The organism is Bradyrhizobium sp. GW821-FHT13H05 (genome assembly GCF_058804065.1).
Genome location: NZ_JBXAPO010000007.1, coordinates 1 through 21,228, shown reverse-complemented (window position 1 = coordinate 21,228; position 21,228 = coordinate 1). Strand labels below are relative to the sequence as shown.

The window sequence follows — 21,228 nt, the reverse complement described above, 5'->3', positions numbered from 1 at the left end:
CATGACCGCAGAGAAAGCAGGACATAGCGGTGACCGCTATTGCACTGATTCTATGCGATCAGGATGAATTCGGCAAAGCAATTGGCTCGCCCGTTTCCAATCCCTTGGGCTAGTCCTCGTCTTCGTCCTCGACCTTGTCGAAGAACGAATAACGCAAAGAGTCAGCGTCGGCGTACCACTGGCCCGGGCCCTTGTTGGCGGCGAGCGTCGCCTCCCAGAGCGCATCGGTGCAGTCCTTGCGGTGCATCGACAGATCGAAGCCGTTGCCGAAGAACAGCTCGGACCATTCCCACCAGGTGCCGAGCTTCTTGACCCCGCGCAGGAGGTCGTAGCGGTCGATCACGGCTGATGCCATGTCCGAGGTGACCGAGCCGAACACGAGGCCGGTCTTGACCACACGATTGAGCTCGCGGATCGCACGGACCACCTGCTTCGGGGAAAGGTGGCACAGGCTGGTCTCGAACACGAAGTCGAAGCTGCCGTCCTTGAACGGCATGTCGGTGATCGAGCCGAGCTTGTTGTACTTCTTCAGCGCCTTCGGCGTTTTGGCGTGAATGGCACGGTTGTTCTCGACGCCGAAGGCATCGATGCCGCGCTCGCGCAGCGCGCCGACCAGCTCGCCGCTGGCGGAACCGGCGACCAGCAACTTGGCGCCCTTGGCCTTGCCCCAGACGATGCCGATCAGCTTTGTCAGATAATCGGGATCCGTGAAATGCTGCCACGCTTCGCTATAGGGGCCGAGGCCGCGATAGTTCTCGAAATAGTCGCGGTCGATCTTGTCCGAGAGCGGCTTGTCGTCCTGTGCGCGCTCGCGGCGCAGGCGCATCATCTCGGTCAGGATGATGTCGGTCGCAGCGTCCGAGGAATCGAGCAGGCCGTTCAGCGTCGAGTCGAACAGATAGTCGCCGACCACGACGATGCCGGGATGATCCTTCGGCTCCGGCCGATGATTGGTCATCACGTCACGCACCGGCAGACCGCCCGGAATCGCGTTCACCGACGACAGCCAGCGGTGAATCTTGCCTTCCATGAAATGCGCACGGGCATCGCCGAGCGAGGCCGGCAGCGATTTCAGCGCGGCGTCGAACAATTCCTGGTCCGACAGATTGGCGAAGGCCAGCGCGTCGGAGCCGGGAATGAGCCAGTTCAACACGCCGTGCTTGCCGACGTCGTGGCGCGCGCCCTCGTTGTAGACGCAGCAGCCGCCGAAGGCCTCCGACATGAACCAGGCGCCGGAAATCTTGTCGCCCCAGAACGGGGAGTCGAACAGGATCGAAACGCGCAGATAATGCGCGGGGCGGTCGAAATACGAGACGTGCTTGACCATCGACTTGCGGAGCTGCTCGCCTTCCCAGCCGACGGTCCCGAGCCAGGAATGCGGCAGGCAAACCAGCACGAGGTCGAAGTCGCGCGTCTCCGGTCCCTTGCCGTTCATCATCTTGAGCTGGTAGCGGCCGGTCGGCGCCTTGCCGACGGTGAGCACGCGGTGATTGAGCTGGATGTCGGCATTGACCTCCGACTGCAGGCACTCGATCAGCTGCTCGTTGCCGTTCTGGATGGAATAGAGGCCGATATAGCCGTCGACATCCATCAGATAGTTCTTGAGCGCGTTGAGGCCGTTGGTGTTGTGGCTTTCGGTCGCGATGTCCGAGCGCGCCATCACCTTGAAGAAACGCTTTGCGGTTTCGTCCTCGACCTCCTCGTCGAGCACCTGCTCGGCGGTCTTGTAGGCCCAGGGGTTCTCGTTGTCGTGCGCGCCGACGCCCTCGTAATATTCGATCGGCGACATCGTCTCGGCGCAGCGCTTGCGGAACGACTCGATCGCGGCCGCGGTCTTGGCGCCGTAGCGGCGGCGCATGCCGGCGACGTCGTCGAGCAGCTCGCCGCCGAACTGCACCTGCTCGGCGTCCATCGGAATGGTCTGGAGTCCGAAATGCTGGATCAGCTCGCGCAGCGGATCGGGGCCGGTCATCGAGTAGTCGTAGATCTCGGCGACGCCGGCTTCGTACATCGCCGGTGCGGAATCGAATTTGCGCGTGACGATCTTGCCGCCGAGCCGGTCGGAGGCCTCATAGATGGTGACGCGGCAGAGGTCGCCGAGCTTACGCTTCAGGTACCAGGCGCTCATCAGCCCGCCGGGGCCGCCGCCTACGATTGCGAGATCAAGCATGTCAGTTCCGTGGTCTCCGGCCCTGCCCCCGTCACGGGACCACCGGTCTAAGCTCCCCTAGCAGAAGCGCTTTTGCGCCTGAAGGAAAGATGAACAAAGGTTGATCCTGCACCGCAACAAGGAAACAAAGCAGCAAAAAGGCCGGCTTTCGCCGGCCTTTTCATTGTCCTCGGTATTCCTACGGATGAACCATCATTCCGCGGGCGGCAGCGCAGGAAGCTCCGCTTCCGGCGCGGGCGACACGACGGCCGCCTGCTTCTCGCGCTCGTCCAGGATCAGCTTGTCGCGCTTCATCGCGACTTCGCGGATCTTGGCCATGGAGGCGCCGGTGCCTGCCGGGATCAGCCGGCCGACGATGACGTTCTCCTTGAGGCCTTCGAGCGGATCGACCTTGCCGTTGACCGCCGCTTCCGTGAGGACGCGGGTGGTCTCCTGGAACGAGGCCGCCGAGAAGAAGGAGCGGGTCTGGAGGCTCGCCTTGGTGATGCCGAGCAGAACCGGCGTCCCCGTGGCGATCTTCTTGCCCTCTTCCTTGGCCTTCTCGTTCAGCGCGTCGAACTCGATCTTGTCGACCTGCTCGCCGGAGATCATGTCCGTGTCGCCCTGGTCGGTGACTTCCACCTTCTGGAGCATCTGACGGACAATCACCTCGATGTGCTTGTCGTTGATGAGCACGCCCTGGAGCCGGTAGACCTCCTGGATCTCGTTGACCAGATAGGCCGCGAGCTCCTCGATGCCCTTGACCGCAAGGATGTCGTGCGGCGCCGGGTTGCCTTCCACGATGAAGTCGCCCTTTTCGACGACGTCGCCGTCCTGAAGGTGGATGTGCTTGCCCTTCGGAATCAGGTACTCGCGCGCCTCTTCAGTCTTGTCCATCGGCTCGATCGAGATGCGACGCTTGTTCTTGTAGTCGCGCCCGAACCGAATGGTGCCCGAGATTTCGGCGATGATCGCCGCATCCTTCGGACGCCGAGCCTCGAACAGTTCCGCCACCCGCGGCAGACCGCCGGTGATGTCACGCGTCTTGGCGCTTTCGGTCGAGACACGGGCGAGGATGTCGCCCGGATTGACCTTGGCTCCGACGTCGACCGAGAGAATGGCGTCGACCGACAGCATGTAGCGGGCATCGCCGCCACGGGCGAGCTTGAGCACCTTGCCGTCCTTGCCCTTGATCACGATGGCTGGACGCAGGTCCCCGCCGCCGCGGGTCGAGCGCCAGTCGATGACCACGCGCTTGGCGATACCGGTGGCTTCGTCGAGCGTTTCCGAGATCGACTGCCCCTCGACCAGATCCTCGAAGCCGATGGTACCTTCGACTTCGGTGAGCAGCGGACGGGTGTAGGGATCCCACTCGACGATGCGCTGGCCGCGCTTGACGGTGTCGCCCTCGTCGACGTGCAGGCGCGAGCCGTACTGGACGCGGTGCGTCGCACGCTCGGTGCCGTCGGCATCGACGATCGCCACCACCATGTTGCGGACCATTGCGACCAGGTGACCTTCGCTGTTGCGGGCGATGGCCTTGTTCCTGATCACGATCTTGCCGTCGAAATTGGCTTCGACGAAAGACTGCTCGTTGAGCTGCGCCGCACCGCCGATGTGGAAGGTGCGCATGGTGAGCTGGGTGCCCGGCTCGCCGATCGACTGCGCCGCGATGACGCCAACCGCTTCGCCGTGGTTGACCGGCGTGCCGCGGGCGAGGTCGCGGCCGTAGCACTTGCCGCAGATGCCGTTGACGAGTTCGCAGGTCAGCGCCGAGCGGATCTTCACCTCCTGCACGCCACCCTGCTGGATGGCGTCCAGATGGCTCTCTTCCATCAGCGTATCGCGCTTGATGATCACCTTGCCGGAGCTGTCACGGATGTCTTCGCAGGCCGTGCGTCCGAGGATGCGCGAGCCGAGCGAAGCGACCACGGTGCCGGCATCGACGATGGCGCGCATCTTGATGCCGAGCTTGGTGCCGCAGTCGCTCTGCGTGATGATGCAGTCCTGCGCGACGTCGACCAGACGACGGGTCAGGTAGCCGGAGTTCGCGGTCTTCAACGCGGTGTCCGCGAGACCCTTACGGGCGCCGTGGGTCGAGTTGAAGTACTCGAGCACCGAGAGGCCTTCCTTGAAGTTCGAGATGATCGGCGTCTCGATGATCTCACCCGACGGCTTGGCCATCAGGCCGCGCATGCCGGCGAGCTGGCGCATCTGGGCCGGCGAACCGCGGGCACCGGAGTGAGCCATCATGTAGATCGAGTTGATGTCGGCATCCGCCCCGCTCGCCGTCTTCTTGGTCGAGGAGATCTCCTTCATCATCGCCTTGGCGATTTCTTCCGTGGCCTTCGACCAGGCGTCGACGACCTTGTTGTACTTCTCGCCATGGGTGATCAGACCGTCGTTGTACTGCTGCTCGAAATCCTTCGCCAGCGTACGGGTGGTGTCGACGATCTTCCACTTGGAGTGCGGCACGACCATGTCGTCCTTGCCGAACGAGATGCCGGCCTTGAACGCGTTGTAGAAGCCGAGCGCCATGATGCGGTCGCAGAAGATCACCGTCTCCTTCTGGCCGCAGTGGCGGTAGACCTGGTCGATGACGCCGGAGATCTCGCGCTTGGTCATCAGCTTGTTGATGATCTCGTACGGGACCCGCGGATTCTTCGGCAGCAGATTGCCGAGCATGACGCGGCCGGCGGTGGTCTCGATCCAGCGCTTGGAGATCTTGCCGGTCTCGTCGATGCCCTCCCACCGATACTTGATCTTGGTGTGGAGGTGGATGACCTTCGCATGCAGGGCGTGCTCGAGCTCGGCCATGTCGCCGAACACCTTGCCCTCGCCGGGCAGGCCTTCACGCATGATCGAGACGTAATAGAGACCGAGCACGATGTCCTGCGACGGCACGATGATCGGCTGGCCGTTCGCCGGATGCAGGATGTTGTTGGTCGACATCATCAGGACGCGCGCTTCCAGCTGCGCTTCGAGCGACAGCGGGACGTGCACGGCCATCTGGTCGCCGTCGAAGTCGGCGTTGAACGCGGAGCAGACCAGCGGGTGAAGCTGGATCGCCTTGCCCTCGATCAGCACCGGCTCGAACGCCTGGATGCCCAGGCGATGCAGCGTCGGCGCGCGGTTGAGCAGCACCGGATGCTCGCGGATGACCTCGTCCAGGATGTCCCAGACCTCGGGCCGCTCCTTCTCGACCAGCTTCTTGGCCTGCTTCACCGTGGTGGACAGGCCCTTGGCGTCAAGCCGCGAGTAGATGAACGGCTTGAACAGCTCGAGCGCCATCTTCTTCGGCAGGCCGCACTGATGCAGGCGCAGTTCGGGACCGACCACGATCACCGAACGGCCCGAATAGTCGACGCGCTTGCCGAGCAGGTTCTGACGGAAGCGGCCCTGCTTGCCCTTGAGCATGTCGGCGAGCGACTTCAACGGACGCTTGTTGGCACCCGTGATGACGCGGCCGCGGCGGCCGTTGTCGAACAGCGCATCGACCGCTTCCTGAAGCATGCGCTTCTCGTTGCGGATGATGATGTCGGGCGCGCGCAGCTCCATCAGCCGCTTCAAGCGGTTGTTGCGGTTGATGACGCGGCGGTAGAGGTCGTTGAGATCAGAGGTCGCGAAGCGGCCGCCGTCGAGCGGCACCAGCGGACGCAGGTCCGGCGGAATCACCGGCACCACGGTCATGATCATCCATTCCGGCTTGTTGCCGGAGTGGCGGAACGCTTCCACGATCTTCAGGCGCTTGGCGAGCTTCTTGTGCTTGATGTCGGAGTCGGTCTCCTGCATCTCGAGGCGCAAGGTGGCTTCGAGCTTCTCGAGGTCCATGCCCTTGAGCAGCTCGCGGATCGCTTCGGCGCCGATCATGGCGGTGAAGCTATCCTGGCCGTACTCGTCCTGCGCCTTCAGATACTCGTCTTCCGACAGCAGCTGACGGTCCTTGAGCGCGGTGAGACCCGGCTCGAGCACGACGTAATATTCGAAGTAGAGGATCCGCTCGAGATCCTTCAGCGTCATGTCCAGCAGCAGGCCGATGCGCGAGGGCAGCGACTTCAGGAACCAGATGTGGGCGACGGGGGCTGCGAGCTCGATATGGCCCATGCGCTCGCGCCGGACGCGCGACAGCGTGACCTCGACCGAGCACTTCTCGCAGATGATGCCCTTGTACTTCATGCGCTTGTACTTGCCGCACAAGCACTCGTAGTCCTTGATCGGCCCGAAGATGCGGGCGCAGAACAGGCCGTCGCGCTCGGGCTTGAAGGTACGGTAGTTGATGGTCTCCGGCTTCTTGATCTCGCCGTAGGACCAGGACAGAATCTTCTCGGGAGACGCGATCGAGATCCGGATCTGGTCGAAGACCTGAGCCGGAGTCGTCGGGTTGAAGAGATTCATAATTTCTTGGTTCATCGTCTTCTCCTCGCGTGCCGGTCGCCTACGGCCGCAAATTCGAAAATCACTCAATCGGGGCGCCCTGCCCTCAAGGCCTCGGGAGGGGCGCCAATGCCCGGCCGTGAAGGCCGGGCATGAAAGGTCGTATTACTCGGCTGCTTCCGACGTCGGCGCCGGTCCCACCTTGGAGTTGTGCAGGTCGACGTTGAGGCCGAGCGAGCGCATTTCCTTGACCAGCACGTTGAACGATTCCGGAATACCGGCCTCGAACGTGTCGTCGCCGCGCACGATCGCCTCGTACACCTTGGTACGGCCGGCGACGTCGTCCGACTTCACCGTCAGCATCTCCTGGAGCGTGTACGCCGCGCCGTAAGCCTCGAGCGCCCACACCTCCATTTCGCCGAAGCGCTGGCCGCCGAACTGCGCCTTGCCGCCCAGCGGCTGCTGGGTGACGAGCGAGTACGGACCGATCGAACGTGCGTGGATCTTGTCGTCGACGAGATGGTGCAGCTTGAGCATGTAGATGTAGCCCACCGTCACCTTGCGATCGAACGCATCGCCGGTGCGGCCGTCATAGACGGTCGACTGACCCGAAGCGTCGAGACCGGCAAGCTTCAGCATCTCCTCGATGTCGGCTTCCTTGGCGCCGTCGAACACCGGCGTCGCGATCGGCACGCCGCGGCTGAGGTTATGGCCGAGCTCGATCAACTCGTTGTCGTTGAGCGACTTGATCGTCTCGTCCTCGCCGTAGACCTTCTTCAAGGTTTCCTTCAGCGGCCTGATGTCCTGCTTCGACAGGTACGCATCGACCGTCTGGCCGATACGCTTGCCGAGGCCGGCGCAGGCCCAGCCGAGATGGGTCTCGAGGATCTGTCCGACGTTCATGCGCGAAGGCACGCCCAGCGGGTTGAGCACGATGTCGGCGTGCGTACCGTCTTCGAGGAACGGCATGTCCTCGATCGGCACGATCTTCGACACCACGCCCTTGTTGCCGTGGCGGCCGGCCATCTTGTCGCCGGGCTGGATCTTGCGCTTCACCGCGACGAAGACCTTGACCATCTTCATCACGCCGGGCGGCAATTCGTCACCACGCTGAAGCTTCTCGACCTTGTCGAGGAAGCGCTGTTCAAGGCCCTTCTTCGACTCGTCGTACTGCTTCCGCATGGCCTCGATCTCGGCCATCAGCTTGTCGTTCGGCGAAGCGAACAGCCACCACTGCGACTTCGGGTACTCCTCGAGCACCGCACGGGTGATCTTGGTGTCCTTCTTGAAGCCCTTCGGACCGGCAATGCCCTGCCGCCCTTCGAGCAGCTCGGCAAGACGGTTGTAGACGTTGCGGTCCAGGATCGCCTGTTCGTCGTCGCGGTCCTTGGCCAGACGCTCGATCTCTTCCCGCTCGATCGCCAGCGCACGCTCGTCCTTGTCGACGCCGTGACGGTTGAACACGCGGACTTCCACGATCGTGCCCTGCACGCCCGGGGGAACGCGCAGCGAGGTGTCGCGAACGTCCGAGGCCTTTTCGCCGAAGATGGCGCGCAGGAGCTTTTCTTCCGGCGTCATCGGGCTTTCGCCCTTCGGCGTGATCTTGCCGACCAGGATGTCGCCGGCGCGCACTTCCGCACCGATGTAGACGATACCGGCTTCGTCGAGGTTCTTCAGCGCTTCTTCCGAGACGTTCGGAATGTCGCGGGTGATTTCCTCGGGGCCCAGCTTGGTGTCACGGGCCATCACTTCGAATTCCTCGATGTGGATCGAGGTGAAGACGTCTTCCTTCACGATCCGCTCGGAGAGCAGGATCGAGTCTTCGAAGTTGTAGCCGTTCCACGGCATGAACGCGACGAGCACGTTACGGCCAAGCGCGAGCTCGCCGAGATCGGTCGACGGACCGTCGGCGATGATGTCGCCCTTCTTGACGATGTCGCCGACCTTCACCAGCGGACGCTGGTTGATGCAGGTCGACTGGTTGGAGCGCTGGTACTTCATCAGACGGTAGATATCGACGCCCGACTTGGTCGGATCGAGATCTTCCGTGGCGCGGATGACGACGCGGGTCGCGTCGATCTGGTCGATCACGCCCGAACGGCGCGCCGCGATCGCTGCACCCGAGTCACGGGCAACGACGCCTTCCATGCCGGTGCCGACGAACGGCGCCTCGGCGCGAACCAGCGGCACCGCCTGGCGCTGCATGTTCGAGCCCATCAGCGCGCGGTTGGCGTCGTCGTTCTCGAGGAACGGGATCAGCGCCGCGGCGACGGAGACGAGCTGCTTCGGCGACACGTCCATGTAGTCGACCTTGTCCGGCGTCACCGGCAAGACTTCGCCGGCGTGACGGCAGACAACGAGGTCTTCGGTGAAGCGGCCCTTCGGGTCGAGCGGCACGTTGGCCTGCGCGACCGTGTAGCGGCCCTCTTCCATCGCCGAGAGGTACACGACCTCGTCGGTGACCCGGCCGTCCTTGACCTTGCGATAAGGCGTCTCGACGAAGCCGTACTTGTTGACGCGCGCGAAGGTCGCGAGCGAGTTGATCAGACCGATGTTCGGACCTTCCGGCGTCTCGATCGGGCAGATGCGGCCGTAATGCGTCGGATGCACGTCGCGCACCTCGAAGCCGGCGCGCTCGCGGGTCAGACCGCCCGGTCCAAGCGCCGACAGGCGGCGCTTGTGGGTGATCTCCGACAGCGGATTGGTCTGGTCCATGAACTGCGAGAGCTGCGAGGAGCCGAAGAACTCGCGCACGGCGGCAGCCGCCGGCTTGGCGTTGATCAGGTCCTGCGGCATGACCGTGTCGATATCGACGGAGGACATGCGCTCCTTGATCGCGCGCTCCATGCGCAGGAGGCCGATGCGGTACTGGTTCTCCATGAGCTCGCCGACCGAGCGCACACGGCGGTTGCCGAGATGGTCGATGTCGTCGATCTCGCCCTTGCCGTCGCGCAAATCCACCAGCGTCTTGATGACGGAGAGGATGTCTTCCTTGCGCAGCGTGCGCTGGGTGTCGGGCGCATCGAGGTCGAGGCGCATGTTCATCTTGACGCGGCCGACCGCGGAGAGGTCGTAGCGCTCGGCATCGAAGAACAGCGACTGGAACATCGCCTGCGCCGAATCCAGCGTCGGCGGCTCGCCCGGACGCATCACACGGTAGATGTCGAACAGCGCGTCTTCGCGCGTCATGTTCTTGTCGGCCGAGAGCGTGTTGCGGATATAGGGGCCGACATTGACGTGGTCGATGTCGAGCAGCGGCAGCTCCTTGTAGCCGTGCTCGTTGAGCGCCTTCATGCTCTTGTCGGTGATCTCTTCACCGGCTTCGGCGTGGATCTCACCGGTCTTCGGGTTGACGAGGTCCTCGGCGAGATAATTGCCGACGAGCTCCTCATCCGACAGGCGCAGTGCCTTGAGGCCCTTCTCCTGCATCTGACGCGCACCGCGCACGGTGAGCTTCTTGCCGGCCTCGAGCACGACCTTGCCGGTATCGGCGTCGATCAAATCGTTGACGGTCGAGTAGCCACGGAAACGGTTGGCGTCGAACGGAACGCGCCAGCCTTCCTTGGTCCGCTTGTAGAGGATCTTCTTGTAGAACGTGGACAGGATCGCCTCGCCGTCGAGGCCGAGGGCGAACATCAGCGACGTCACCGGAATCTTGCGGCGACGGTCGATACGCGCATAGACGATGTCCTTGGCGTCGAACTCGATGTCGAGCCAGGAGCCGCGATACGGGATCACGCGGGCAGCGAACAGCAGCTTGCCCGAGGAATGGGTCTTGCCCTTGTCGTGGTCGAAGAACACGCCGGGCGACCGGTGCATCTGCGAGACGATGACGCGCTCGGTGCCGTTGACGATGAAGGTGCCGTTCATCGTCATGAGCGGGATATCGCCCATGTAGACGTCCTGCTCCTTGATGTCCTTGACCGACTTCGCGCCGGTTTCCTCGTCGATATCGAACACGATGAGGCGCAGCGTCACCTTCAGCGGCGCCGCGAAGGTCATGCCGCGCTGGCGGCACTCGTCGACGTCATATTTCGGCTGCTCGAACTCGTAGCGGACGAATTCCAGCATCGAGGTGCCCGAGAAGTCGGAGATCGGAAACACCGAGCGGAACACCGCCTGGAGACCCTCGTCGAGACGGCCACCCTGGGGTTCGTCGACCATCAGGAACTGGTCATAGGACGCCTTCTGAACCTCGATGAGGTTCGGCATCTCGGCGACTTCCTTGATGTGTCCGAAGAACTTGCGAACGCGTTTGCGACCGGTGAATGTCTGCTGCGCCATCGTGGCCTCTCATTTCGTCGCCCGCACTGGGCGCGCCGTCCAGGACGCAGCTGCCGCCGCTCCCCGGGTTGAATTTTTCGAACCCGTTTTGGGGGACCGAAAATCCAGATTCAGGCCGTCATGTCCTGAATCTGTTCTTCAGACCTTCAAAACGCAAAACGACGCGCGGGGCGCATAGGCACGCCCGCCCGTCACAACGATTGTCTTCACGGACTGCAAAAGCCCGAAATAGCCTGCTCTCCCAACGGCTTACAGGGAAACCGGACTCCCTGCCCACCGCGCTTTCGTGCTGTCGAACCGATATGGGGCGACAATAGTGCAGATTCGAGGGGTAAACCCTCAAATCCCCACACTTTTTCGTGTTCAGCCTGCGTCGGGACGTTCCGTCGCACGCCTTTTGCATCTGGCCAGCCCTCTTGAGGGAGACCAAGATCCCGGGCGCCGCTTGATGCGCGCCCGGAATCTCGTACCAGCAAGCTTGCGCTTACTTGAGTTCGACCTTCGCGCCAGCCTTCTCGAGCTGGACCTTGATCTTCTCGGCTTCGTCCTTGTTCACGCCTTCCTTGACAGGCTTCGGCGCGCCCTCGACGAGGTCCTTTGCTTCCTTCAGGCCCAGGCCGGTGATGGCGCGGACTTCCTTGATGACTTCGATCTTCTTGTCGCCAGCGGCGGCGAGAACGACCGTGAACTCGGTCTTCTCTTCAGCCGGAGCGGCAGCAGCGCCACCACCAGCCGGGCCGGCCACGGCGACAGCCGCGGCAGCCGAAACGCCCCACTTCTCTTCGAGGAGCTTCGCGAGTTCGGCAGCTTCGAGCACGGTGAGGCTCGAGAGGTCGTCAACGATCTTCTGCAAGTCAGCCATTGTTCAGTTTCCTTGAGTGTATGTCTGGTTCGGGTTTGAGTTTTGCGAAGGGCGTCAGGCCGCTTCGCCCTTTGAGGCATGAGCCTGGATGACGCGCGCGAGCTTGCCCGCGGGCGCGTTGGCGAGCTGAGCAAGCTTGGTCGCCGGGGCCACAAGCAGGCCGACGAGCTTTGCACGCAGTTCGTCAAGCGACGGCAGCGAGGCAAGCGCCTTCACGCCGTCGACATTCAGGACGGTCGTTCCCATCGAGCCGCCAATGATGACGAACTTTTCGTTCGCCTTGGCGAATTCGACGGCGACCTTTGGCGCCGCTACCGGATCGTTCGAAGTGGCGATCACGGTCGGCCCCTTCAGCATGGGGCCGATGGCAACGACGTCAGTGCCTTCAAGAGCAATTTTGGCGAGACGGTTCTTCGAGACCTTCACCGAGGCACCAGCCTGCTTCATCTGCGTACGCAGCTTCTGCATCTGGGCAACGGTCAGGCCGGAATATTGGGCAACGACCGCGACGCTCGTGGTCTTGAAGACCCCATTGAGCTGTTCGACCGCTTCCTTTTTTGCCGCTCGTTCCACAGCAAGCTCTTTCCGGTTGGCGGTCATCGCAAAAGCGGGACCGCCGGGTTGCACCCATCGTCCCACCCAAAACCTGAACCTCGGGGCCAAACCCCCTTCGGACACGCGCCGGGCGAGACGACAATTCAAAGCCTGCCCTCCGGGAGCCCGCGAAGGCCCACGGCGTGTCGAGGTCCGAACCAGACCCGTTTCGCAACCACCGTTAAGGTGGAAGGCGAAGTGAAATCCGGTCTTCACCCGTCTATGCAGGCCATGCGATTAAGCCGTTGAGAAATCGAAACTCCTCGCGGGCGCCTGCAGTCTTGGACAGGACAAGGCCCGACGGCGAACCGTCCGACCCCTGCCCGCACCCCACCAACCGACGGGTTTTCCTTCCTTTTCCGGCAAATCCTCACGGACGTCCTGAAAAGGAATGATCTCCTGTCTTGTCGGGTTTTCGGAATGCGTGCACGAACGCGCCAGCCGAGGCCGGCACGTCCGGAAGCGGTTCTTTAACCGCTCTCTGCCCGCTTGCCAAGAGCAAAATTCACACCAGTTCCAATCCGTTGCCGGCGGGGGTTGAGGCGGGCCGGCAAGGGCCGATTCAGGTCGATTTGACCCCGTAAGGCAGCGGCTTGCCCTCGAAGAACGCGGTCAGGTTCGCCAACACGCAGTTCTGCATGGCGACGTGCGATTCGAGGGTGTGGCCGCCGAGATGGGGGGCGAGCACGACGTTGGGGAGCGCGGTCAGCGCGTCGGGGGCGTGCGGTTCCTTCTCGAACACGTCGAGGCCGGCGCCGGCGATGGTCTTGTCGGTGAGCGCCGCGACCAGGGCCTTCTCGTCGATGACCGAGCCGCGGGAGATATTGACGACGTAGCCGTCCGCGCCGAGGCGCCTGAGGATGTCGGCGTTGACCATGTGCTGGGTCTCGGCCCCTGCCCGGACCGCGATCATCAGTACGCTGCACCAGTCGGCCAGCGCCTCCAGCGTCGGAAAATATTGATAGGGCAGATCGTATCTGGTGCGACTGAAATAGCCGACCTCGCTCTCGAAGGCGGCACAGCGTGCGGCGATCTTGCGGCCAATCTCACCCATGCCGTAGATGCCGATGCGGCGGCTGGGCATGCCGGCCTGCGCGCGCATCAACGGCGACTGCTTTGACGATGCCCAATCACCGCTGCGGACATATTGATCGGCGACGAGGAGCCGGCGGGTCGTCGCCAGCATCAGGGTCATGGCGATATCGGCGACCGAGGCCGCGTTGGCGCCGGGACTGTGGCCGACCGCGATGTTGCGGGCGGCTGCCGCCTTCAGGTCGACGCCGTCATAGCCGGTGCCGTAGCAGACGATGGCGCCGAGCTTTGGAAACAGATCCATCGCCTCGGCGCCGAGCGCGCCGCCACCCTGGGCGAGCATCGCGCGGACGTTGCCGATCTCGTCCGCCGAAAGCACCTCGTGCGCGGGCTTGCCGCCGGTGTCGAGCAGCTCGAACCGTTCGGCGAAGCGCGCCAGCATCGTCTTGGGAAAGCGCGCGTAGACCAGGACCTTGTCAGCCATTGTTCTTGTTTCCGATGAATGCCGCAGACAAACGAAAGGGGCGGAATCGGTCGCCCGATTCCGCCCCTCGCCTCATGCAATTTCCGAACCTTAGCCGAGAATGGTGCCCGGCTCGACCTTCACGCCGGGGCCCATCGTCGAGGACACCGCAACGCGCTGGATGTAGGTACCCTTGGAGCCGGCCGGCTTCGCCTTCGAGACAGCATCGGCCAGAGCCTTGATGTTCTCGACCAGCTTCTCCTCGGAGAACGAGGCCTTGCCGACGCCGGCCTGCAGGATGCCGGCCTTCTCGACGCGGAACTCGACCGAGCCGCCCTTGGCACCCTTCACCGCACCGGTGACGTCCATGGTCACGGTGCCGATCTTCGGGTTCGGCATCAGGCCGCGCGGGCCCAGCACCTTACCGAGACGGCCGACCAGCGGCATCATGTCGGGGGTCGCAATACAACGATCGAAATCGATCGTGCCGTTCTGCACCTTCTCGACCAGGTCTTCGGCACCGACGACGTCAGCACCGGCGGCCTTGGCTTCATCGGCCTTGGCGCCGCGGGCGAACACGCCGACGCGGAGCGTACGGCCGGTGCCGTTCGGCAGGGTCACGACGCCGCGGACCATCTGGTCGGCGTGACGCGGATCGACGCCGAGATTGATCGCGACCTCGATGGTCTCGTCGAACTTCGCTTTCGCGCGTTCCTTGACCATCTTGATGGCGTCCGCGAGCGGGTAAAGCTTTTCGCGGTCAACACCTTCGCGGGCTTTGTTCAAACGCTTTCCGATTGCCATGAGCCCTTACCCCGCCACTTCCAGACCCATCGAACGGGCAGAGCCCTCGACCATCTTCATGGCCGATTCGATGGTGTCGCAATTGAGATCCTTCATCTTCTTCTCGGCGATCTCGCGCACCTGCGCCTTGGTCACCTTGCCGGCCTTGTCGCGGCCCGGCGCCTTCGAGCCGGACTGGATCTTGGCAGCCTGCTTGAGGAAGAACGACATCGGAGGGGTCTTCATCTCGAACGTGAACGAACGATCGGCGTAGATCGTGATCACAACGGGAATCGGGGTGTTCTTCTCTTCCTTCTGGGTCTGGGCGTTGAACGCCTTGCAGAACTCCATGATGTTGAGACCGCGCTGACCAAGCGCGGGACCGATCGGGGGCGAAGGATTCGCCGCACCGGCCGGGACCTGAAGCTTCAGGTATCCGGTCACTTTCTTTGCCATGTATCACTCCTGTTGTGCCGGCCAGGCCGGCGGTTTCAGGTTCCGTGGTTGGGATCGAGCGCGGCTGGCAACCGCCCTCTTCCTCCCACGGCCTCTTGCTAGCGTGAGACCGAAGCCTCACGCCTCGTCCGATCAGACCTTCTCGACCTGACCGAATTCCAGTTCGACCGGCGTGGCGCGGCCGAAGATCGACACCGCGACCTTCACGCGCGAGCGCGCCTCGTCGATTTCCTCGACCACACCCGAGAACGAGGCGAACGGGCCGTCGGCCACGCGCACGTTCTCGCCGATCTCGAACGACACCGACGCCTTCGGCCGTTCCACGCCCTCCTGCACCTGGTGCAGGATGCGCATGGCCTCGGATTCCGAGATCGGCATCGGCTTGTTCTCGGCGCCGAGGAAGCCCGTCACCTTCGGCGTGTTCTTGATCAGATGAAACGCCTCGTCGGTCAGCTTCATCTTCACCAGCACATAGCCTGGGAAGAACTTGCGCTCGGCGTCGATCTTGCGGCCGCGGCGTACTTCCGTGACCTTCTCGGTCGGAACCAGCACCAGCTCGAACAGCTCCTCGAGCCCGCGCTGCTTGGCCTGCTCGCGGATCGATTCGGCGACCTTCTTCTCGAAGTTCGAATAGGCGTGGACGATGTACCAGCGCTTGTCGGACGATTGGGTTGCAGCGGCTGTAGCCATCAGTGAATGCCCAAAAGGAAGGTGATGAGGTAGCGGATGATCTGGTCGGCGGCGAAGAAGAAGATCGAGGCCACGGCGACCATCACGAACACCATGATGGTGGTGATCGTGGTCTCGCGGCGAGTCGGCCAGGTGACCTTGGCGGTCTCCGAGCGCACTTCCTGCAAGAACTTGAACGGGCTGACTGCCATCGTTTGAGGTCCAGCGTCCGTCGACAGACGCAAATGAATTTCAGGGATCCGAACAGCCGCCGTTGGCCCAGCCCTCTGTCTCGAAGGATGAGCCGGAAACCGGGCTCGATTGTTCGGGGATTTCAAAGCCGCGCCGGAGATCCGCGTCTAACGGGCCGGCTGCGAGTGCGGGGTAGATACTGCGGATAGGGCCAAAGGTCAAGGTGTGGGCCGGCCCGGATGCCCGAGGCCGCCTGCCGCGGACCTGATCCGGATCAATGGCTTACCTCGTCCCCATCACCCACGGTCCGAGCTTTGGGCCCGCCGCTGTCCTGCCTGTCGATCCTGATTGTCGGGATTAGCTGGCAGGAGTGGCAGGGCTCGAACCTGCGACCCCCGGTTTTGGAGACCGGTGCTCTACCAATTGAGCTACACTCCTACGGACCCTGCGTCGCCGCGGATCAGGGGCGCTTTCAAGCACAGGGGACGGCCGGATTGCAAGGGTGAAGCGCGCTGGCTTCGCTTGTTTGTGCCGCGCCTTCTGGGCCACAGTTCGTTCCCGATAATAATGTGCCCCCGGGAGTGAACATGACCGCGACAGCTGCCCCTCGCCCCTCGACCGCGCCGACAACCCCGCCTTTGCCCGAGGCCAAGCCGGAAACGCTGGGCCTCTCGCGCCCCCGCCTCCAGGCGATGTCGGACGCGTTCAGGCGCGAGATCGACAAGGGAACCGTCCCCGGGGTGACCGTGCTGGTGGCCCGCCGCGGCCAGGTCGGCTGGTTCGAGGCGCTCGGCAAGCAGAGCCCGGGCGGGTCGGCGCCGATGGCGCTTGATTCGATCTTCCGGATCTTCTCGATGACCAAGCCGATCGTGTCGGTCGGCATCATGGCGCTGGTCGAGGACGGCCATCTGCTGCTCGGCGATCCCGTGGCCAAGTTCATCCCGGAGTTCGCCAACCAGAAGGTCGGTGTCGTCAGCGGCGGCAGGCTGGAACTGGTTCCGCCGAAGCGGCCGATGACGGTGCAGGACCTGCTCCGCCACACCTCGGGCCTGACCTACGAGCATCAGGGCGACGGCCCCGTGCACAAGATCTACCAGGAGTCCCGCGTCCGCAGCCGCAAGATCACCAATGCCGAGCACGCCGCGCTGGTGGCGAGCTTCCCGCTGGTCTGCCATCCCGGCGACGAGTTCAACTACAGCCGCTCCACCGACATCCTCGGCCGCATCATCGAGGTCGTCAGCGGCAAGTCGCTCGGCGCGTACCTCGCCGAGCGCATCCTGGCGCCGCTTCAGATGACTGAAACCGCTTTCTCGGCCTCAGAGGCGAACGCCAACAGGCTCGCCCAGCCGTTCGAAGCCGATCCCTGGACCGGCGACAAGGTTGCGCTGTTCAACATGCTGGAGGTGCCGGTGATGGAGTCAGGCGGCGGCGGCCTGGTCTCGACCACGATGGATTACGCCCGCTTCGCGCTGATGCTGCGCAGTGGCGGCACGCTCGATGGCAACAGGATCATCGGCCGCAAGACGCTGGAGCTGATGGCCTCCGATCATCTCGGGCCGCACGTCGTGACCAACGGCACCCTGCTCTCGCCCGGCCACGGCTTTGGCCTCGGCTTCGCCGTGCGCCGCGAGGCCGGCATCGCGCCCTTCCCCGGCAGCGTCGGCCAGTATTTCTGGAGCGGCATTGCCGGCACGTTCTTCTGGATCGATCCGAAGGAGGACCTGTTCGTGGTGTTCATGAGCCAGGGCCCGGGCCAGCGCGATTTTACGCGGACCTTGGTACGGGATCTGGTTTACGCGGCGGTGGAGTGAGCTTGCTTTCGTGAATCGAACGGTCGAGCGACACGCTCGGTGTAACCTCTCCCGCTTGCGGGAGAGGTCGGCGCGTAGCGCCGGGTGAGGGTTCTCTCAGCTTGGGGATTGTCCCATTGCGGAAGCACCCTCTCCCCACCCCTCTCCCGCAAGCGGGAGAGGGAGCGCAGCATGCGTCGCGGCCACACCTCGGCCTGATCTCACGCCTCAACTAATCGTCGCGCCGCCGTCGATCACCATGGTCTGGCCGGTCATGAAGTCGCCCGCCTTCGAACCCAGGAACACGGCTGCGCCCGCGATCTCGTCGGGAATGCCGATGCGCAGCAGCGGCGAGCGCGAGGTCGAGGCTTTCAAATTCTCCGGATTGTCCCACAGCGCCTTGGCAAAATCGGTCTTGATCAGGCCGGGCGCGATGCAGTTCACGCGGATATTGTGCTTGCCGTATTCGCAAGCGAGGTTGCGCGCGAGCTGCATGTCGGCGGCCTTCGAGATGGCGTAGGCGCCGAGGATGGTCGAACCCTTGAGGCCGCCGATCGAGGAGACGATGATGACCGAGCCGTCCTTGCGCTCGATCATCTGCGGCACCACCATCGAGATCAGCCAGTTGTTGGCGACGATGTTGTTGTCCAGAATTTTTCTGAACTGATCGTCGGAGATTCCGGCGAGCGGGCCGTAATACGGGTTCGACGCGGCATTGCAGACCAGCACGTCGATCCTGCCGAAGGCGCGGTTGCTCTCGTCGATCAGGTTTTGCAGATTCTCTTTCGACGAGATGTTGGCGGCGATCGCGACCGCGGTGCCCGTGCCGAACTTGTCGTTGATGCCCTTGGCGACCTGGTCACAGACGTCAGCCTTGCGTGAGGAGATCACGACCTTGGCGCCGTGCTCGGCCATGCGTTCGGCGATCGCGAGCCCGATGCCGCGCGTCGATCCGGTGATGACGGCGACTTTCCCCTTCATGTCGAACAAGGTCATGTTTCTCTCCCAGAGTTATGATTTGAATTGGCCTGAAGCTTACGCCGCGATCGCGAGACCGGACAATTGCTCAGGCGAGCTTCTTGACTTCCGGTCCGGCAAGCTGATGCATCTCCGCATGCGCATCATCGGCGATCCACGGCTGCTGGTTCACCATCGGCAATCGCCAGACCGAGCGCTCAGAACTTGAAAAATAGTCGAGCCGCGTGATCGAGCAATTGTCGATGTCGAACGAGAGCGCCCGCTCGACCTGGCCGTCGAGCGCAAGCCCGATCGCCGCCTTGATGGTGCCGCCATGCGCGACCGCGATCACGTCCTGGCCCGCAGCCTCGACGTTGATCCGATCGATGACGCGGCGCGCACGGTTGTAGAGGTCCATAAAACTCTCGCCGCCGGGCGCGGGCTCGTTGATGTCGGCGAACCAGCTCGAGCCGACGGGACGGCTCGCGATGAACTGGGCGCGGTTCATGCCTTGCCAGCGGCCGAGATTTTGTTCGGCGAGGTCTGCTTCCCATGTCATCGACGCAGGCTTTGGGAATCCGGCGGCCCAGATCGCCTCAGCGGTCTGATGCGTGCGCATCAGATTGCTCGAATACCAGACCGCCTTGCGTGGCAGCACCTTGGCAACAGCATTGAACACGTAGGTGTCGCTGGTGTCGCAGGGGAGATCGCTCTGCCCGTAGATGTTGCCGCCGTCATTGCGCACCGGCGCATGACGGACCCACCACCATCGCGTCGTGACCACATTGGGCTTGTCTGCGGTTGCCATCGAAACCCTTCCATCCCGTTTGATGTCGCTGTACGTGAGTAGTGAACGTGTCTCAAGACACTTTACCGTTTGAAATCTTGTTTGAAATTCCGTTGCGCGGCAAGCGTCGCGTGCGAAGCAAAGGGAGAAACGCATGGGCCGTCTGCAAGGCAAATCCGTCATCATCACCGGCGCCGGCAGCGGCATCGGCCGCGCGGCAGCACTCCTCTTCACCAGGGAAGGCGCAAAACTGATCGCGGTCGATCGCACCGAGGCGGTGAAGGAGACCGTCGACGAGGTGAAGAAGGCCGGCGGTGTCGCAGAAGCCATGATCGCGGATGCGGGCTCCGAGACCGACGTCATCGCCGTGATCGACAAGGCGGTGAAGACGCATGGCCGGCTCGACGTGATCTGGGCCAATGCCGGCGTCTCCGGCGGACTCGTCCCGCTCGGCGAGCAGACCGTGGAGCACTGGCAGGAAGTGTTGCGCGTCAATCTGATCGGGCCGTTCCTCGCGGTGAAGCACGCGATGCCGCACATGGTGAAGCAGCAGTCCGGCGCGATCGTGCTCACGGCGTCCGTCGCAGGCCTCAAGGCTGGCGCCAGCGGTCATCCCTATGCCGCGAGCAAGGCCGGCGTGATTTCGCTGGTGCAGACCACCGCCTATTCGCTCACCGGCACCGGCGTGCGCATCAACGCGGTATGCCCCGGCCTGATCGAAACCGGCATGACCAAGCCGATCTTCGACCGCGCCAAGGAGCGCGGCACCCAGGACAAGATCGGCCAGCTCAATCCGCTCAAGCGTCCCGGCCAGCCGCACGAGCTCGCGGCGATGGGACTGTTTCTGGCCAGCGACGAGGCGTCGTATGTGAATGGCCAGGCGTTCCCGGTGGACGGTGGCCTGACGGCGTCGATGCCCTATACGGGCAAGCCGGTTTAGCACGCGCTCTCGTGTCCCGGATGCGGCGCGGCACACAGTGCCGCTCTGCAGAGCCGGGACCCAGCAGGCCGCACGGCACGCTGATGCATGGGCCCCGGTTCTGCAGCGCACCGCTTTGCGCTGCGCAGCGCCCGGGGCACGAGACTGTCGTTGAACGGCTGACATGGCTCATCATCCTCGCGGCTTGTTTCGCCCGAGCTTTGCTTCGCCGCTTCACCCCCGATGAAAGAGGGCGCAGGGAAGGCCGGGAGCCGGCTGGCTCCCATTGACCGCTATGCCATGAGCAGATTGCGCATGCTTCATGCACAGCGGGTAACAGGGCAACCGGAGCATCCCGGCCTTCCCTGCGCGATGGTTGGAACGGCTTATGTCGTGCTCTCCCCGGGGAGCGTTGCACTATTGCCCCCGTCGCCTTGCGGATGGCTGATGCGCGGACCCGGTTGGGCCGCCACATCACCGCAAGACTTGGCGCACAGACCCCGGGCGCCAGGACGACACGATTTTGCCGTACGCAGATCACACCTGTCGTTGGCGCGAGGTCTTCGCTCACGGTTGCCCGCCCTGCGAAGCTTTTCGCGCCGATGAGACCAGCGTCCACCGCCGCCCGGCCCGCGTTCGTGACGATCGCGATACGCCCCTCTTCCTTGGGCCGGAGTGAGGCGACACATACGCCGTTTCCGAATTTCGGTAAAGTGGAATATTTTTGACGGCTCGGATTGACCGACCGCTTGGGTGTTTTGCCCGTCGGGCAACGCGACATCTTGTAGCCCGGATGGAGCGCAGCGAAATCCGGGACTCCATCCAGGCGGAAAGAGCGGACCCGGATTGCGCTGCGCTCCATCCGGGCTTCTGTAACGGGCCTCAGTTAGTCAATCCCTTTTTGCGTCATCCTCTCG

14 protein-coding genes and 1 tRNA gene are annotated in these 21,228 nt (G+C 63.4%); 2 read left to right on the top strand and 13 right to left on the bottom strand.

Translation table 11 applies throughout. The annotated features are described in order from the left end of the window. Window positions 1-109 precede the first annotated feature (109 nt). From AC1RR3_RS21690 to AC1RR3_RS21640, 11 genes are all read right to left on the bottom strand, one after another. Window positions 110-2,170: an FAD-dependent oxidoreductase gene (locus tag AC1RR3_RS21690; RefSeq protein WP_492825171.1), complete on the bottom strand. Its 2,061-nt coding sequence runs from the start codon at window positions 2,168-2,170 to the stop codon at window positions 110-112. 192 nt (window positions 2,171-2,362) lie between these two features. Beyond that, the gene (gene rpoC / locus AC1RR3_RS21685) at window positions 2,363-6,559 is read right to left on the bottom strand and encodes a DNA-directed RNA polymerase subunit beta' (protein ID WP_492825170.1); all 4,197 of its coding nucleotides are present in this window, start codon (window positions 6,557-6,559) and stop codon (window positions 2,363-2,365) included. A 129-nt stretch (window positions 6,560-6,688) separates the two neighbouring features. Next, window positions 6,689-10,807 carry a DNA-directed RNA polymerase subunit beta gene (gene rpoB, locus AC1RR3_RS21680; RefSeq protein WP_492825169.1) on the bottom strand — a complete coding sequence of 1,373 codons (4,119 nt, stop codon included), beginning with the start codon at window positions 10,805-10,807 and terminating at the stop codon, window positions 6,689-6,691. Window positions 10,808-11,291: 484 nt separating this feature from the next. After that, complete coding sequence (gene rplL, locus AC1RR3_RS21675) at window positions 11,292-11,669, bottom strand: 50S ribosomal protein L7/L12 (protein ID WP_028152883.1); 378 nt, start codon at window positions 11,667-11,669, stop codon at window positions 11,292-11,294. A gap of 54 nt (window positions 11,670-11,723) precedes the next feature. Then, on the bottom strand, window positions 11,724-12,242 hold the full coding sequence (gene rplJ / locus AC1RR3_RS21670; protein ID WP_492825168.1) for a 50S ribosomal protein L10: 519 nt from the start codon (window positions 12,240-12,242) through the stop codon (window positions 11,724-11,726). Between the two features lie 583 nt (window positions 12,243-12,825). Beyond that, entirely contained in the window at window positions 12,826-13,779 is a 954-nt protein-coding gene (locus AC1RR3_RS21665) for a 2-hydroxyacid dehydrogenase (RefSeq protein ID WP_492825167.1), read from the bottom strand. Window positions 13,780-13,869: 90 nt separating this feature from the next. Beyond that, the gene (rplA, locus tag AC1RR3_RS21660; protein WP_492825166.1) at window positions 13,870-14,562 is read right to left on the bottom strand and encodes a 50S ribosomal protein L1; all 693 of its coding nucleotides are present in this window, start codon (window positions 14,560-14,562) and stop codon (window positions 13,870-13,872) included. Window positions 14,563-14,568: 6 nt separating this feature from the next. Beyond that, entirely contained in the window at window positions 14,569-14,997 is a 429-nt protein-coding gene (gene rplK, locus AC1RR3_RS21655; protein ID WP_008136439.1) for a 50S ribosomal protein L11, read from the bottom strand. 132 nt (window positions 14,998-15,129) lie between these two features. After that, on the bottom strand, window positions 15,130-15,687 hold the full coding sequence (gene nusG / locus AC1RR3_RS21650) for a transcription termination/antitermination protein NusG (RefSeq protein ID WP_015685389.1): 558 nt from the start codon (window positions 15,685-15,687) through the stop codon (window positions 15,130-15,132). After that, window positions 15,687-15,878 carry a preprotein translocase subunit SecE gene (secE, locus tag AC1RR3_RS21645; RefSeq protein WP_007611620.1) on the bottom strand — a complete coding sequence of 64 codons (192 nt, stop codon included), beginning with the start codon at window positions 15,876-15,878 and terminating at the stop codon, window positions 15,687-15,689. Before secE ends, nusG begins: the two co-directional genes overlap by 1 nt. A 342-nt stretch (window positions 15,879-16,220) precedes the next feature. Beyond that, a tRNA-Trp gene (locus AC1RR3_RS21640) sits at window positions 16,221-16,296 on the bottom strand. A 149-nt stretch (window positions 16,297-16,445) separates the two neighbouring features. Between AC1RR3_RS21640 and AC1RR3_RS21635 the strand changes: the two genes are divergently transcribed. Further along, complete coding sequence (locus AC1RR3_RS21635; protein ID WP_492825165.1) at window positions 16,446-17,669, top strand: serine hydrolase domain-containing protein; 1,224 nt, start codon at window positions 16,446-16,448, stop codon at window positions 17,667-17,669. Between the two features lie 207 nt (window positions 17,670-17,876). Here AC1RR3_RS21635 and AC1RR3_RS21630 read toward each other — a convergent pair whose 3' ends face one another. Both AC1RR3_RS21630 and AC1RR3_RS21625 read right to left on the bottom strand, forming a co-directional pair. Further along, window positions 17,877-18,644: an SDR family NAD(P)-dependent oxidoreductase gene (locus AC1RR3_RS21630; RefSeq protein ID WP_492825164.1), complete on the bottom strand. Its 768-nt coding sequence runs from the start codon at window positions 18,642-18,644 to the stop codon at window positions 17,877-17,879. Between the two features lie 70 nt (window positions 18,645-18,714). Further along, entirely contained in the window at window positions 18,715-19,413 is a 699-nt protein-coding gene (locus AC1RR3_RS21625; protein WP_492825163.1) for a histidine phosphatase family protein, read from the bottom strand. Window positions 19,414-19,546: 133 nt separating this feature from the next. Here AC1RR3_RS21625 and AC1RR3_RS21620 point away from each other — a divergent pair, with 133 nt between their 5' ends. Further along, entirely contained in the window at window positions 19,547-20,332 is a 786-nt protein-coding gene (locus AC1RR3_RS21620) for an SDR family NAD(P)-dependent oxidoreductase (RefSeq protein ID WP_018322223.1), read from the top strand. Window positions 20,333-21,228: the final 896 nt, after the last annotated feature.

Coding starts and splice junctions, on each gene's coding strand:
- AC1RR3_RS21690 (WP_492825171.1), bottom strand. CDS start 2,170: ATGCTTGATCTCGCAATCGTAGGCGGCGGCCCCGGCGGGCTGATGAGC.
- rpoC (WP_492825170.1), bottom strand. CDS start 6,559: ATGAACCAAGAAATTATGAATCTCTTCAACCCGACGACTCCGGCTCAG.
- rpoB (WP_492825169.1), bottom strand. CDS start 10,807: ATGGCGCAGCAGACATTCACCGGTCGCAAACGCGTTCGCAAGTTCTTC.
- rplL (WP_028152883.1), bottom strand. CDS start 11,669: ATGGCTGACTTGCAGAAGATCGTTGACGACCTCTCGAGCCTCACCGTG.
- AC1RR3_RS21665 (WP_492825167.1), bottom strand. CDS start 13,779: ATGGCTGACAAGGTCCTGGTCTACGCGCGCTTTCCCAAGACGATGCTG.
- rplA (WP_492825166.1), bottom strand. CDS start 14,562: ATGGCAATCGGAAAGCGTTTGAACAAAGCCCGCGAAGGTGTTGACCGC.
- rplK (WP_008136439.1), bottom strand. CDS start 14,997: ATGGCAAAGAAAGTGACCGGATACCTGAAGCTTCAGGTCCCGGCCGGT.
- nusG (WP_015685389.1), bottom strand. CDS start 15,687: ATGGCTACAGCCGCTGCAACCCAATCGTCCGACAAGCGCTGGTACATC.
- secE (WP_007611620.1), bottom strand. CDS start 15,878: ATGGCAGTCAGCCCGTTCAAGTTCTTGCAGGAAGTGCGCTCGGAGACC.
- AC1RR3_RS21635 (WP_492825165.1), top strand. CDS start 16,446: ATGACCGCGACAGCTGCCCCTCGCCCCTCGACCGCGCCGACAACCCCG.
- AC1RR3_RS21630 (WP_492825164.1), bottom strand. CDS start 18,644: ATGACCTTGTTCGACATGAAGGGGAAAGTCGCCGTCATCACCGGATCG.
- AC1RR3_RS21625 (WP_492825163.1), bottom strand. CDS start 19,413: ATGGCAACCGCAGACAAGCCCAATGTGGTCACGACGCGATGGTGGTGG.
- AC1RR3_RS21620 (WP_018322223.1), top strand. CDS start 19,547: ATGGGCCGTCTGCAAGGCAAATCCGTCATCATCACCGGCGCCGGCAGC.